Origin of the sequence: Acidiphilium iwatense (assembly GCF_021556475.1) — a bacterium.
GTDB lineage: Bacteria > Pseudomonadota > Alphaproteobacteria > Acetobacterales > Acetobacteraceae > Acidiphilium > Acidiphilium iwatense.
In genome coordinates this window covers 29,599-43,049 of sequence record NZ_JAKGBZ010000001.1, presented here as the reverse complement: position 1 = coordinate 43,049, position 13,451 = coordinate 29,599, and the positions used below count along the sequence as shown (strand labels likewise).

The window sequence follows — 13,451 nt, the reverse complement described above, 5'->3', positions numbered from 1 at the left end:
GCTCCGCCCGGCGTTTGAGGGCATTTTATTGGTGCACACGCTCTGCCGCGACTGCGACGCGATCTTTCCGAAAACCGCACCCTGCCCGCGCTGCGGCGGAACCAGGCTGGTCAGCCATCCCGAACTCGCCAGCCTCGCCGTGGCCCATATCGATTGCGACGCGTTTTTCGCGAGCGTCGAAAAACGCGACCGGCCTGAACTGCGCGACCGCCCGGTGATCGTCGGCGGCGGGGCGCGCGGTGTGGTCGCGGCCTGCTGCTACATCGCCAGGCTGTCCGGCGTGCGCTCGGCGATGCCGATGTTCAAGGCGCTGAAACTCTGCCCGGACGCGACGGTGATCCGTCCCGATCTTGGGAAATACGCCGCCGCGGCGCGCCAGATCCGGGATTTGATGAACGCGCTCACGCCCCTGGTCCAGCCGCTCTCGATCGACGAGGCGGCGCTCGACCTGACGGGCACCGAGGCGCTGCACGGCGCACCGCCCGCCGCGGTGCTCAGCCGCTTCGCCCGCATGGTGGAACGCGAGGTCGGCGTGACGATCTCGATCGGACTCGCACCCAACCGCCTGCTCGGCAAACTCGCCACCGAACGCGACAAGCCGCGCGGCTTCGCCGTTCTGGGGACCGACGCCGCCGCGATCCTGGCGCCGGAGCCGGTCGGCATCCTGCCCGGCATCGGTCCCGGCCTGGCGCGCAAGCTCGGCGAAATCGGAATTACCCGGATCGGCCAGCTCGCCGCGCTCGATTCGCGCACCGCCCGCGCCCGGCTGGGCGAGGACGGACCCGCGCTCGCCGCCCGCGCGCGCGGCGAGGATGCGCGGGTCGTCGATCCGACGCGCTCGGCCAAGTCGATCAGCGCGGAGACCACGTTCGCCGAGGGTATCGCCGATCCCGCCCGGCTCGCCCGCGAACTCTGGCCGCTCTGCGAAAAACTCGGCCGCAGGCTGCGCGCGGAGAATTTCGCCGCCGCGGGTCTCACGCTGAAACTGAAGACCGCGCGGTTTCAGACCCACACGCGGGCGGTCCCGCTCGCTTCACCCACGCAACTGCCCGAAACCATGTTCGAAGCCGCGAAACCGGTTCTGCTGCGCGCCGCCGACGGCACGGCATTCCGCCTGATCGGCATCGGCGCATCCCGGCTGGCCGGCGCCGATCAGGCCGATCGCGGCGACCTGGTGGACCAGGAAACCCCTCGCCGCGCTGCCCGCCAACAGGCGCTCGACAAACTCCGCGAAAAATTCGGTGCGGACATCATCCGGCGCGGTTCGTGAGCAGCCCGTGCTTGCGCAACCGATGCCTCAACTGATCGTAGGTCAGGCCGAGCGCTGATGCTGTGCGCCGCTGATTGTGCCGGTGCTCGGCGAGCGAGGCGGCCAGGGTTTCGCGTTCGCCGGGCGCGGCTTCGACCTCCGGCGCCGCGCCGAACGGATCGATCCGCACCGCTTCGAGCGGCGCCTGCCACTCCGCCTGACGATACACGCTGCGCTCCACCACGTTGCGCAGCTCGCGCACATTGCCCGGCCAGCGATGCGCCAGCAGCGCGTCCCGCGCGGGTTCGGCAAACCCGGCGAAGAAATCCCGCCCCAGTTCGGCGGTCATGCGCTGGGCGAAATGCTCGGCGAGGAGCAGGATATCCTCGCTCCGCTCGCGCAGCGGCGGGATTCGGATCACGTCGAAGGCCAGCCGGTCCAGCAGATCGGCACGGAATTTCCCGCTTCCGGCCAGGGCCGGCAAATCCTCGTGCGTCGCGGCGATCACCCGGACATCGACACGCACCGGCTCGTTGCCGCCGACCCGTTCGAACACGCCGTATTCGATCACCCGCAGCAGCTTTTCCTGCACCGCGAGCGAGGCATTGGCGATTTCGTCGAGAAACAACGTGCCGCGATCGGCGAGTTCGAAGCGCGAGGCGCGCCGCCGCACCGCGCCGGTAAACGCTCCGGCCTCATGGCCGAACAATTCGGAATCGAGCAGCGATTCCGACAAAGCGGCACAGTTCAGTTGCAGCAGCGGCTGGTTCCATCGCCCCGACAGCAGCGCCAGCCGGCTCGCCACCAGTTCCTTGCCGGTGCCGCGCTCGCCGATCACCAGAACCGGCCGGTCGATCGGCGCCAGATCGGAGACATGGGCGAGCATCGCGCGGAACGGCGCACTCTCGCCGATCAGGTTGGTCTCCGCCGGGCTGGGCGGCATTGGACTCGACATGGTGTTAATACCATAAATTAGCGCCAATTATTAGCAATATTCCAAGCCGGCTTGCAATCCCGACCTCTGCGAATCAACGGGTTAGCCGCACTCGTGACGCTCGACACAGTTGGCACGGGACATGCAACATGGTTTTCAGAAACGATTTCTCACCCGATAGGAGGGTTCCATGGGAGTTTTCTCGCGCCTATCCGACATCGTGAACTCCAACCTCAACGCCATGCTCGATCGCGCGGAAGACCCCCAGAAGCTGATCCGTCTGGTGATCCAGGAGATGGAGGATACGCTGGTCGAGGTGCGCTCCGCCGCGGTGCGGCTGATCGCCGAGCGGCGCGAACTCGAACGCCGCATCACTGCCCTCACCCGCGATCAGGACGAATGGCACCGCAAGGCGGAATTCGCCGTGCAGCGCGGCCGCGAGGATCTCGCCAAGGCCGCGCTGCTCGCCAAAAGCCGCGCAGCGCAGGCGATCGCGGCGGCGCAAGCGCAGATCGAGGCGGTTCAGGGTGCCATCGCCCAGCAGAACGAGGATGTCGGCAAGCTCCAGGCCAAGCTCGACGATGCCAAGGGGCGCGAAAAATCCATCCTACTCCGCCAGCAAAGTGCGACCACGCGGCTGCGGGTGAAACAGTCGCTCTACGACGAGCGGGTGACCGACGCCTTCGCCCGGTTCGAGCAGGTCGAGCGCAATCTCGACATGATGGAAGGCCGCGCCGAGGCCTATGATCTCGGCCGCCGCCCGGCAGCGCCCACGGTGAGCGAGGAATTCGCCGCCCTTGAAGCGGACGACAAGGTCGAGCGCGAACTCGCCGAGTTGAAATCGCGGATCAAGCCGGAAGACAAGGCAGCGTAACAACGCACGCAAGGAGAGAAGGTTTCATGTCAAGTTTCCTGGCCCTGATGATCCCGATCATCGCGATCGCCGGCGCCTACGCGCTCTCGGCCTACAAAGTCTACCTGCGCGCCCATGGCGCCGGTCTCTCCACCGCCGACCGGCAGGCGATCGACGGGCTGCAGGCGACCGCGCAGCGGCTCGAATCCCGAGTCGCGACACTCGAACGCGCCTTGCTCGATGCCGAACGACAATTCGGCACCAAGGTCTGACCAGGAATCGCAATCATGAGCACCACCATGAGCCAATACGACTTCAGCACCAGCACCCCGCCGCGGCGCGGCATGGCCGCCGGCGTCTGCGCCTCGCTCGCCGCGATGGTCGGGGTGCCGGTCTGGATCATCCGTGCCGTCGCGGTGCTGCTCCTGCTCTGGCACCCGATCGTCATCGTCCTGGCCTATCTCGCCTGCGCCGCCTTCATCCGCCACGGCAGAACGCCTTTCGCCCAACGGTTGTCGGCCCTGCGCGATCGCGTCGCCCCACCGCGCCGGCCCGATTTTGGCGACCACCCGCCGCCGGTCCCGCCGATCGACGGTCTCGCCTCCCGTTTCGCCACTCTCGACCTCCGGCTCGCCGAGCTGGAGGCCCGCGCCGCCGACCCCGATCGTCTGTTGCGCCGGCGCTTCGATTCGCTCTAACATGTGATTGTCTCGTGAGGACACGGCTATGACTGAAAAACTGGTAAAATACCGCACTCCTGAGGAACCGCCGCCAAGCTGGTCTCCCGGTGCGCTCGCAGCACCGGAGGCGCCGCGCGAGGTGCGGCTCGCCCGGCTCGCCATGCTCGCCGGCCCGGTGATCGGCTTCGCCCTGGCCGCCATGCTTGTCGTCTCCTTCGCCCTGGCGCTCGCCGGCGGTGCCGGCGACGCCGCGACTGGCGGCCGTCACGCCGCCACGGCAACGCACACCGCGATTTTCGTATTGTGATGCGCGCTCCGCTCATCGCGCTCGGCGCGGCGGCCATCCTGGTGGCGGCATCGGCACCGGCCGAGGCGCGCACCAAACATTTCGCGCTGCCGCCGTTCCACGCCATCGCGATCGACGGCGCGGCCCATCTCGACTTCACCGAGGGGCCGGCTCAATCGGTGACGGCGACGGCCAGGCCGTCACTGCTGCGCCGGGTGCGGATCAGGGTGCGGGACGGCGTGCTGCATGTCGACGAGCGGCACGGCCTCGGCCTGTTCGGACGCCGTAGGCTCGACCTCGTCGTCACCGCCCCCGCGCTCGACCGGATCGGCATCGACGGCGCCGTAAGCGGCTGGGCCCGCGACCTGTCCGGCGCGACCTTCGTGCTGAGCCTGTCCGGTGCCGGATCGATGACCCTTGCCGGCACCGTCGCGAACGTTTCGGTATCGATCAGCGGGGCCGGCAGCGTCGATGCGCGCTCGCTCATGGCAAAGGATCTGGTCGTCCGGCTCAGCGGTGCCGGCTCGCTGCGCGCCTATGCCAGCCAGTCCTGCCATGTCTCGATCAGCGGGGCCGGGTCGGTGGCGATCGCCGGCAACCCGAAAATCCGCCAGATCACCAATAGCGGCGTCGGGTCGGTCAGCTTCGACTGATCCGGCCCGATTTTCCGGTTGCGCGGAACCCCGAACCGGCCATAACGACCGTTCAATATCGACGGGAGCGGAACATGGTCCGAAAACGCACCGGCCATTGCGGCAAAGGATGCCGTCGCGCCATCGCCCTATCGCTCGCAGCCCTCGCCGTGGCGGCACAGGCCCGCGCCGCCACGGTCACCACCCATCCCCGACCCGGCGCGTTCTCGGCGCTGCGCCTGTCCGGCCGGTTCCACCTCGATTTTGCCGAATCGGCACGGGAAACGGTCAGCCTTACCGGCAATCGCTACGTCATCGATGCATTGCTGGTCTCGGCGTCGCGCGGCGTGCTCGGCATCGTCCGGCCCAGCGGCTTTTATATGCCGAAACACCAAACGGTCGTCGTCACCGTGACCGCGCCCAGCCTCACCAGCCTCGATCTGCGCGGCCGGATTCGCGCGAAACTGAGCGGCCTCACCGGGAAAACGTTTTCCCTCGACAATCACGGCGCCGCGGCGGCCACGCTGTCCGGCTCGGTGCGGCGGCTCGACATCGCCTCGCGCGGCGTCGTCTCGATCGATGCCGGGGCGCTGCACGCGCGCGATCTCAAGGTCGAGGTCCGGGGACAGGGAAATTTGCGGGTTTTCGCGAGCCACAGCGCGATCGTCGACATGTATGGCGAAGGGCGGGTCGACGTGCTCGGCCATCCGCCGATCCGTCAGTTCAAGGCGATGGCCTATGGGGTCGTGTCCTCAAAGTAGTAGATCATGCCGCCTCGAACGCGAGGCCGGCGCGGCCCTTTACCCGTGCCCGATAGGCCGATAAGTCCGTTGCCATGACGGAAATCCGCACCACGCTCGACCCCGAGGACTGGACCGATTTGCGTGCGCTCGGCCACCGCATGATCGACGACATGATCGACCGGCTCGCCGCAATCCGCGACGGTAAAGTGTGGCAGCAGATGCCCGATCCGGTGCGCGCCGGATTTCGTGCCGAATTGCCGCGCCAGGGTGTCGGCGCCGAGGCAGCCTATCGGGATTTCGCCGAAACCATAGCACCCTACGCTTCGGGCAATGCGCATCCGCGCTTCATGGGCTGGGTGCAGGGCGGCGGCAACCCGGCCGGGATGCTCGCCGAATTGCTGGCGGGCGGGCTCAACGAGAATTGCGGCGGGCGCGACCATGTCGGGCTTGCCGTCGAGCGGCAGGTCATCGCCTGGTCGGCCGGAATGCTCGGCCTGCCGCGCGAGACCGGCGGCTTGCTGGTCACCGGCTCGTCGATGGCCAATTTCATTTCGCTCCTATGCGCGCGGCGGCATGTTCTGGGTGCTCCGGTGCGCGCCGACGGGCTAAGGGGCGCAAAGCTCGTGGGCTATGCCCAGGCGGGCGTGCATCGCTGCGTCCCCGGCGCGTTCGACATGGCGGGACTCGGCACCAAGGCGCTGCGCCGCATCCCGGCCGATGCCGATTGCCGGATCGATCTCGCCGCCCTGGAGGAGCGGATCGCCGCCGATCGCGCTTCCGGCATGACCCCGTTCTTTCTGGTCGGCACCGCGGGCGCGGTGGATACCGGCGCGATCGACGATCTCGCGACGCTTGCCGATATCGCCGCCCGGCATGGGCTGTGGTTCCATGCCGATGCCGCGTTCGGCGCGCTCGCCGCACTTTCGCCCACCAAACGCGGTTTGCTCGCCGGCATCGAGCGGGCCGATTCGGTGGCGTTCGATTTTCACAAATGGGCGCAGGTGCAATACGATTCCGGCTGCATCCTGGTGCGCAACGAACGTCTGATGCTCGATACCTTCGCCCAGGCGGCGAATTACCTGGTCAGCGACGCGCGCGGCCTCGCCGGCGGCGCGCCCTGGCCCTGCGATCTCGGCCCCGATCTGTCGCGCGGCTTCCGGGCGCTGAAGGTCTGGATGACCATGCAAAGCTATGGGGCCGACCGGCTCGGCGCCGTCGTCGATCGCACCTGCGCGCTGGCCCAGCGCCTCGCCGCGCGGATCGACGCGACCAATGCCCTGAACCGTCTCGCCCCGGTACCGCTCAACATCGTGTGCTTTCGCTACGATGACGGCGGCGATGACCTCGATGCGCTCAACGCCGATATCGTCGCCGATCTGCAGGAGGCCGGAGCGTTCGTGCCGTCCACCACCATGATCGGCGGCAAACGCGCGATCCGCGCCGCCATCGTCAACCATCGCACCAATGAGGCCGATATCGATGCGCTGGCGGAGGCAGTGATCGCGGCAGGACAGGCGCGGCGCAACCGATCGCCGTAACCGATCGGTTCCATCGCCACCCGCCCGTGGACGAGCCGGATTGGTGCTCCCATAGTCGTGGCAGAGGTGCACGATGCCCGAAGACCGCATTGCCTATTCCGAACCCGTCGGCGACCGGGTGGCCTATACCACCTGCTACATGTGCGCCTGCCGCTGCGGCATCAAAGTCCATCTGAAGAACGGTGCGCTGCGCTACATCGAAGGCAATCGCGACCATCCAGTCAATCGCGGCGTGCTGTGCGGCAAAGGTTCGGCGGGGATCATGACGGCGCTGTCGCCGGCCCGGCTGCGCAAGCCGCTCAAGCGGATCGGCCCGCGCGGCGCGGGCGAATTCATCGAAATCGAATGGGACGAGGCGATGGCGATCGCAACCGAGCGCCTCGCCAAAATCCGCGCGACCGCCCCCAACCGCCTAGCCTTCTTCACTGGCCGCGACCAGTCGCAATCGCTCACCGGCTATTTCGCGCAGATGTTCGGCACAATGAACTTCGCCGCCCATGGCGGGTTCTGTTCGGTCAACATGGCCGCCGCCGGCATCTATTCGCTGGGCGGCGCATTCTGGGAATTCGGCGAGCCGGACTGGGAGCACGCCAAGCTGTTTCTGCTGTTCGGCGTCGCCGAGGACCACGATTCCAACCCGATCAAGCTGGGGCTTTCGAAGCTCAAGGAACGCGGCGCGAAGTTCGTTTCGATCAATCCGGTGCGCACCGGCTATTCCGCGATCGCCGACGAGTTCATCGGCATCACACCGGGTACCGACGGTTTGTTCGTTCTCGCGCTGATCCATTGCCTGCTCGAATCGGGCAGCATCGATACCGAATTCCTGATCCGCTATACCAACGCGCATTATCTGGTGATCGACGCGCCGGGCGAACCAGGTAACGGACTGTTTATCCGCAATGAATTCGACAAGCCCCTGGCCTATGACCGGACGACCCGCGCGTTCGTCGATGCGCAGGCAACCGGCACCGATCCCGCGCTGCTCGGCAGCTTTTCCCTGCCCGATGGCAGACAGGCCAGGCCGGCGTTCGCACTTCTGGCCGAGCGTTATTCGGCGCCGGACTACGCGCCCGAAGCGGCCGCGCAACGCTGCGGCGTCGATGCCGCGACAATCCGCCGGATCGCCGCGGAAATCGCCGAAATCGCGTTCAATCACGCGCTCACCCTCGATCAACCCTGGATCGACAGCGCCGGCCGCCGTCACGCCACTATGATCGGAAGGCCGGTCGCGATGCACGCGATGCGCGGCATTTCCGCCCATTCCAACGGGTTTCATACCTGCCGCGCGATCCATGTGCTGCAAATGCTGATCGGCGCGGTGGATACGCCCGGCTCCTGGCGCTACAAATCGCCCTACCCGAAGCCGATTCCCGCCGGTCCCGCGCCGGGCGGCGTGCGGCGCCATGCGGACGGATCGCTTGCCAACGCCCCGTTAGGATTTCCGCGCGGGCCCGACGATCTTCTGGTGGACGATGCGGGCGAGGCGCTGCGGCTCGACCGCGCATTTTCCTGGGACGCACCGCTCGGCATTCACGGGCTGATGCATATGGCGATCGCCGAGGCCCATGAAGCCGGGCCGGACAAAATCGACACGCTGTTCATGTATATGTCGAACATGGCGTGGAACTCGGCGATGAACCCCGGCGAAACCACCCGGATGCTGACCGATCGGGACGCCGGCGGCAATTATCGCATCCCCTTCGTGATCTATGCCGATGCGTTCTTCTCCGAAACCGTCGCCTATGCCGATCTCGTGCTACCCGACACCACCTATCTCGAACGCTACGACTGCATTTCCTTGCTGGACCGGCCGATCGGCTCGGCGCACGGCCCGGCCGATGCGATCCGCGTGCCAGTGCTCAAGCCCGACCGCGACGTGCGGCCGTTCCAGGACGTGCTGATCGACCTTGCTGGCCGGCTTGGATTGCCGAATTTCGTCGACGAATCCGGCAACAAGCTCTATGCGAGCTATGCCGACTACATGGTCCGCCACGAACGCAAGCCCGGTATCGGGCCGCTGGCGGGATTTCGCGGCGAAGACGGCACCGCGATCGGCCGGGGTGCGCCGAACCCGGATCAGCTTCGCCGCTATGTGGAGAATCACGGATTCTGGCGCCACCATCTGCCGCCCGAACAGCTCTACTACAAGCACGCCAACCGCGCCTATCTGGAGGGTGCCAAGGCGATGGGGCTTGTCGAGTCCGACGATCAGATCGTTCTGCATCTCTACAGCGAAATCATGCAACGTTTCTGTCTCGCCGGCGAAGGCCATGGCAGCCGATTGCCGCCCGAGCGGCTGCGCGCGCGCATCGCCCGCGTCATGGACCCGCTGCCGATCTGGTATCCACCGGTCGAGGAAACGCTGACGGACACAAAGCGTTTCCCGCTGCACGCGATCACCCAGCGGCCGATGGCGATGTATCATTCCTGGGGATCGCAAAACGCGTGGCTGCGCCAGATTCTTTCGGAAAACCGGCTGTATCTGCACCGCGATCTCGCCGCGGCGCACGATCTCGCTGACGAAGATTGGGTGTTCGTGGAATCCCGCAACGGACGGGTGAAATGCCAGGTCCGGCTGATGGACGGCGTCAACCCCGGCACGGTCTGGACCTGGAACGCGATCGGCAAACGCTCGGGCGCCTGGGCACTCGCAAAGGACGCCCCCGAAGCGCGGCGCGGCTTTCTGCTCAACCACATTATTTCGGAATATCTGCCGGCGGATGCCGGCGGTGCGCGCCAATCCAATTCCGATCCGGTGACCGGACAGGCGGCGTGGTTCGATCTCACCGTGCGGCTGGAAAAATGCGAGGCGGACACCATCGCCGAAACCCAGCCGCGCATGGCGCCGCTCGATCCGCCATTTGCCGTGAATAATCCGGCGATCCTGCGCTTTGGTGCGAAGGAGGGCGTGCGATGACCAGCCTGCCGCAATCGCTGCCGGGTGCGAAAAAACTTGGGCTGGTTATCGATCTCGATACCTGCGTCGGCTGTCATGCCTGTGCGGTGAATTGCAAGGAATGGAATACCGGCGGGCATTACGCGCCGCTCCCCGATCATGCCCCCTACGGCGCGGAGCCGGACGGCGTCTGGTTCAACCGCATCCATTCCTATGAAGCGGAAGACAGCAACTGCGGCGGCCGCACGGTGAATTTTCCGCGCTCCTGCCTGCATTGCGAGCAGCCGCAATGCGTCACCGTCTGCCCCACCGGCGCATCCTACAAACGGGCGGAAGACGGCATCGTTCTGGTCAACACCGATATCTGCATCGGCTGCAAACTATGTTCCTGGGCCTGCCCCTATGGCGCGCGCGAGTTCGACGAGGATGCCGGAGTGATGAAGAAATGCACCCTGTGCATCGACCGCATCTATAACACCTCGTTACCGGAAGCCGAACGCGAGCCCGCCTGTGTCGCGACCTGCCCGTCCCGTGCGCGGCATTTCGGCGATCTGGGCGATCCCGAGAGCAAGGTCTCGAAACTGGTGGCGTCGCGCGGCGGCGTCGATCTGATGCCGGAACTCGGCTACAAGCCGGTGAACAAATATCTGCCGCCGCGCCGCGCCCAGATCCCGACCAAGCCCACCGAAGCGCCGATGCGCAACGGCAAGGGCGTCGGCTCTGCCTTGCTCAATCTGGTGGACCGGGTGCTGTCGCGATGACACCGGCAAGTTCCGTTCTTCTGCTCACCACGCTGACCGGCTTCGGCTATGGGTTGCTGGCCTGGCTTGGCGTGTTCGCTTCCGCGCGCGCACTGCCGGCATCGCCCTGGTTCGTGCCGGTTGCGGTGGTGATCGGACTGGCGTTCGCGAGCGCGGGTCTGCTCGCGTCCACCCTGCATCTCGGCCGGCCGGAACGGGCGTGGCGCGCGTTCAGCCAATGGCGTTCGTCATGGCTGTCGCGCGAAGGTGTCGCCTCGATGCTCACCTATCCGCCGGCAATGGCCTTCGCGGCGCTGTGGTGGCTCATGGGACCGGGAGCAATCGCGACCCGTGCGGTGGGATTGCTCGCGGCGATCCTGGGCATGGTCACGGTATTCTGCACCGCGATGATCTATGCGAGCCTGAAGCCGATCCGCCAATGGCACAACCGGCATACCGCGCCGGATTACCTGATCTTCGCACTGTTTTCCGGGGCGGTTCTGCTCGCGGCACTGCTCGGCATGTGGTTCGGACACGTGCTGATCGCGGGGATCGTGGCGGTAATCGCCGCCCTGATCGGTGCTGGCGCGAAACTCGCTTATTGGCGCTTCATCGACGCACAATCGCCGCTCGCGACCCTCGCCTCGGCGACCGGTCTCGCGAATTTCGGCATGGTCAAGCCGCTGGATCAGCCGCACTTCACCGAAAACTACATTCTGCGCGAAATGGGTTATCAGATCGCCCGCAAGCACGCGGCGAGGCTGCGCCGGATCGTGCTGATTATGGCGTTTTTGCTCCCCGCGCTGTTGGCCCTGATCGCGACGTTCGGCGTTCTGCCGGCGATCGCCGCACCGCTGGCGGTCGTTCTCGCCGGGGCAGGATTGTTCATCGAGCGCTGGCTGTTCTTTGCCGAAGCGACCCATGTTTCGGCGCTCTATTACGGCCGCGCGGCCTGATTAGAGCAAGGTAGGTTCCGATTGAACCATTCCGTTCAATCAGAACCGGCTCACTTGCTCGCCAAACAATGAAACCAGACCGCGCGGCGTTAGCAAACAATCAGGCGCGGTTCGCCGCGCGCTCGCCATGGCTCCGGTTGCCGTGCGATGCGCTGGCGCCCGGACGGTGCTGCTGACGGCCCCGCTCCTGCTTATGCGCCGGGTTATGGCCGTTGCCGTGATTCTGGGCATGATTGCGCGCATTGTTCACACGGTTCAGATGCGGCGGCGCGACGCCGCGCGGCGGAACCGCCCCGCCGGGGATCAACTGGCGGCCGATCAGCCGCTCGATATCGCGCAGATAGGCCAGCTCGGCCGGCTCGCAGAACGACACGGCCACTCCGCTCGCGCCCGCCCGCGCGGTGCGCCCGATCCGGTGGACATAGGATTCCGGCACGTTCGGCAATTCGTAGTTGACGACATGCGAAATGCCGTCGACATCGATGCCGCGCGCGGCGATGTCGGTCGCGACCAGGATGCGGATGCGCCCGTCGCGGAACATGCCGAGCGCGCGCTCGCGCTGGCTCTGGCTCTTGTTGCCATGGATCGCGGCGGCGGTAAGGCCGGAGGTCTCGAGATGCTTCACGAGCTTGTCCGCCCCGTGCTTGGTGCGGGTGAACACGATGGCGCGTTCGACCGCGCGGTCGGCGAGCAACGTCACCACCGCGGTGCGCTTCGCGTTCGCGTCGAGCAGCATCACCTGCTGGTCGATCCGGTCGATCGGGCGGGATTCCGGCGTCACCGCGACCTCGCGCGGGTCGCGCAGGAACTCGGTGGCGAGCGCGCGGATCGGCTTCGGCATGGTCGCCGAAAACAGCATGGTCTGGCGCCGCGCGGGCAGCATCGCCATGATGCGGCGGATCGCCGGCATGAAGCCGAGATCGAGCATCTGATCGGCTTCGTCCAGAACGATCGTATCGGTCGCATCCAGCCTGAAAACGCCGGTGGCGATGTGATCGAGCAGGCGCCCTGGGGTCGCGACCACGATGTCGAGCCCCGCCAGCAACTGCCGCGCCTGCGGGCCGGGTTTCGCACCGCCGATCACCACCGCGACGCGGGGGCGGATGAACTTGCCGTAGGCGCGGGTGCTTTCGGCGATCTGCTGGGCAAGCTCGCGGGTGGGCGCGAGGATCAGCGCGCGGCAGGTGCGCGCTTCCGGCGCCTGACGCTGCTCCGCGAGCTTATGCAGCAGCGGCAGCACGAAGGCGGCGGTCTTGCCGGTGCCGGTCTGGGCGATGCCGATCAGATCGGCCCCCGCGAGAACCACGGGGATCGCCTGGGCCTGGATCGGGGTGGGGGTGGTGTAGGATTCGGCCACGACGGCGCGCAGCACGGGCTCGGCAAGGCCGAGTTCGGTAAAGAGGGTCAAGAACAATGCTTTCAACACCGCCGCTCCGGCACATGCCGGGGAGGCGACAATAAGGTTGAAGGAAGCGTGCGTAGAACAGCTACCCGGCAAAAGCGTCCGGTATTGCGACCGAGGCCAACCTGGGATGCCGCACCTGCTAATGGGTACGAAGCATCCAGTGAACAGGGCCGGCGGCGGTTACGCCGCATCTACGAGCACTGCTCTGTTGCAGTGCATATAAAGCACGAACCAGCCTTCTGGCAAGGGAGCGGTTCAATGGCGCTCGTCACCGCCGCGCCAACCGCCGCCGTCACCCCAATCGCCGCCGCCATCACCCCAATCATCGCCACCGCCCCACCAGCCACCGCCGAGCGTGACGCTGCCGGAAACCGGTGGAGCATAGTAGCCGCCGCCGTAACCATAGCCGCCATAGCCGCCATAGCCGCCATAGCCGTAACCATAGCCGGGATAATAGACGCAGCCGGAAAGCGCGAGTGCCGCGGCACCCACCGCCGTCATGAGAAGGATCTTGCGAAACATCGGTTTCATGATCGCAC

General features: G+C 66.4%; 14 protein-coding genes. 11 read left to right on the top strand and 3 right to left on the bottom strand.

What is annotated here, in order from left to right:
* The first annotated feature begins 31 nt into the window (after positions 1–31).
* Entirely contained in the window at positions 32–1,270 is a 1,239-nt protein-coding gene (locus L2A60_RS00250) for a DNA polymerase IV (protein WP_235702359.1), read from the top strand.
* On the opposite strand, the gene L2A60_RS00245 is transcribed toward L2A60_RS00250, so the two are convergent.
* Positions 1,251–2,204, bottom strand: coding sequence for a sigma 54-interacting transcriptional regulator (locus L2A60_RS00245; protein ID WP_235702358.1), 954 nt, complete (start codon positions 2,202–2,204; stop codon positions 1,251–1,253). The two genes, L2A60_RS00250 and L2A60_RS00245, sit on opposite strands and share 20 nt — an antisense overlap.
* Positions 2,205–2,373: 169 nt before the next feature.
* On the opposite strand from L2A60_RS00245, the gene pspA reads away from it, so the two are divergent.
* The 10 genes from pspA to L2A60_RS00195 all read left to right on the top strand — a co-directional run bounded on the left by pspA (position 2,374) and on the right by L2A60_RS00195 (position 11,507).
* Positions 2,374–3,057 (top strand): phage shock protein PspA, encoded by a 684-nt coding sequence (gene pspA / locus L2A60_RS00240; protein WP_235702357.1) that lies wholly within the window; start codon positions 2,374–2,376, stop codon positions 3,055–3,057.
* 26 nt (positions 3,058–3,083) lie between these two features.
* Positions 3,084–3,308 (top strand): phage shock protein B, encoded by a 225-nt coding sequence (locus tag L2A60_RS00235; RefSeq protein WP_235702356.1) that lies wholly within the window; start codon positions 3,084–3,086, stop codon positions 3,306–3,308.
* Between the two features lie 15 nt (positions 3,309–3,323).
* Positions 3,324–3,734: a PspC domain-containing protein gene (locus L2A60_RS00230; protein ID WP_235702355.1), complete on the top strand. Its 411-nt coding sequence runs from the start codon at positions 3,324–3,326 to the stop codon at positions 3,732–3,734.
* A 28-nt stretch (positions 3,735–3,762) separates the two neighbouring features.
* Entirely contained in the window at positions 3,763–4,023 is a 261-nt protein-coding gene (locus L2A60_RS00225; protein ID WP_235702354.1) for a hypothetical protein, read from the top strand.
* Entirely contained in the window at positions 4,023–4,655 is a 633-nt protein-coding gene (locus L2A60_RS00220; protein ID WP_235702353.1) for a GIN domain-containing protein, read from the top strand. The genes L2A60_RS00225 and L2A60_RS00220 overlap by 1 nt, the downstream gene beginning before the upstream one ends.
* Positions 4,656–4,729: 74 nt before the next feature.
* Positions 4,730–5,395: a head GIN domain-containing protein gene (locus tag L2A60_RS00215; protein ID WP_235702352.1), complete on the top strand. Its 666-nt coding sequence runs from the start codon at positions 4,730–4,732 to the stop codon at positions 5,393–5,395.
* A 74-nt stretch (positions 5,396–5,469) separates the two neighbouring features.
* Complete coding sequence (locus tag L2A60_RS00210) at positions 5,470–6,915, top strand: pyridoxal phosphate-dependent decarboxylase family protein (RefSeq protein ID WP_235702351.1); 1,446 nt, start codon at positions 5,470–5,472, stop codon at positions 6,913–6,915.
* 73 nt (positions 6,916–6,988) lie between these two features.
* Positions 6,989–9,832 carry a molybdopterin oxidoreductase family protein gene (locus L2A60_RS00205; protein ID WP_235702350.1) on the top strand — a complete coding sequence of 948 codons (2,844 nt, stop codon included), beginning with the start codon at positions 6,989–6,991 and terminating at the stop codon, positions 9,830–9,832.
* The gene (locus L2A60_RS00200; RefSeq protein WP_235702349.1) at positions 9,829–10,572 is read left to right on the top strand and encodes a 4Fe-4S dicluster domain-containing protein; all 744 of its coding nucleotides are present in this window, start codon (positions 9,829–9,831) and stop codon (positions 10,570–10,572) included. The genes L2A60_RS00205 and L2A60_RS00200 overlap by 4 nt, the downstream gene beginning before the upstream one ends.
* A complete protein-coding gene (locus L2A60_RS00195; RefSeq protein ID WP_235702348.1) occupies positions 10,569–11,507 on the top strand; it encodes a dimethyl sulfoxide reductase anchor subunit family protein in 939 nt (312 codons plus the stop codon). The genes L2A60_RS00200 and L2A60_RS00195 overlap by 4 nt, the downstream gene beginning before the upstream one ends.
* A 100-nt stretch (positions 11,508–11,607) precedes the next feature.
* Here L2A60_RS00195 and L2A60_RS00190 read toward each other — a convergent pair whose 3' ends face one another.
* Positions 11,608–12,930 carry a DEAD/DEAH box helicase gene (locus L2A60_RS00190; RefSeq protein ID WP_235702347.1) on the bottom strand — a complete coding sequence of 441 codons (1,323 nt, stop codon included), beginning with the start codon at positions 12,928–12,930 and terminating at the stop codon, positions 11,608–11,610.
* Between the two features lie 237 nt (positions 12,931–13,167).
* The gene (locus L2A60_RS00185) at positions 13,168–13,443 is read right to left on the bottom strand and encodes a hypothetical protein (RefSeq protein ID WP_235702346.1); all 276 of its coding nucleotides are present in this window, start codon (positions 13,441–13,443) and stop codon (positions 13,168–13,170) included.
* Positions 13,444–13,451: the final 8 nt, after the last annotated feature.

Excerpts from the sequence above, each read along its gene's own strand:
- L2A60_RS00185 (WP_235702346.1), bottom strand. The coding sequence starts at position 13,443 with ATGAAACCGATGTTTCGCAAGATCCTTCTCATGACGGCGGTGGGTGCC.
- L2A60_RS00230 (WP_235702355.1), top strand. The coding sequence starts at position 3,324 with ATGAGCACCACCATGAGCCAATACGACTTCAGCACCAGCACCCCGCCG.
- L2A60_RS00205 (WP_235702350.1), top strand. The coding sequence starts at position 6,989 with ATGCCCGAAGACCGCATTGCCTATTCCGAACCCGTCGGCGACCGGGTG.
- L2A60_RS00200 (WP_235702349.1), top strand. The coding sequence starts at position 9,829 with ATGACCAGCCTGCCGCAATCGCTGCCGGGTGCGAAAAAACTTGGGCTG.
- L2A60_RS00245 (WP_235702358.1), bottom strand. The coding sequence starts at position 2,204 with ATGTCGAGTCCAATGCCGCCCAGCCCGGCGGAGACCAACCTGATCGGC.
- L2A60_RS00195 (WP_235702348.1), top strand. The coding sequence starts at position 10,569 with ATGACACCGGCAAGTTCCGTTCTTCTGCTCACCACGCTGACCGGCTTC.
- L2A60_RS00220 (WP_235702353.1), top strand. The coding sequence starts at position 4,023 with ATGCGCGCTCCGCTCATCGCGCTCGGCGCGGCGGCCATCCTGGTGGCG.
- pspA (WP_235702357.1), top strand. The coding sequence starts at position 2,374 with ATGGGAGTTTTCTCGCGCCTATCCGACATCGTGAACTCCAACCTCAAC.
- L2A60_RS00210 (WP_235702351.1), top strand. The coding sequence starts at position 5,470 with ATGACGGAAATCCGCACCACGCTCGACCCCGAGGACTGGACCGATTTG.
- L2A60_RS00215 (WP_235702352.1), top strand. The coding sequence starts at position 4,730 with ATGGTCCGAAAACGCACCGGCCATTGCGGCAAAGGATGCCGTCGCGCC.
- L2A60_RS00225 (WP_235702354.1), top strand. The coding sequence starts at position 3,763 with ATGACTGAAAAACTGGTAAAATACCGCACTCCTGAGGAACCGCCGCCA.
- L2A60_RS00235 (WP_235702356.1), top strand. The coding sequence starts at position 3,084 with ATGTCAAGTTTCCTGGCCCTGATGATCCCGATCATCGCGATCGCCGGC.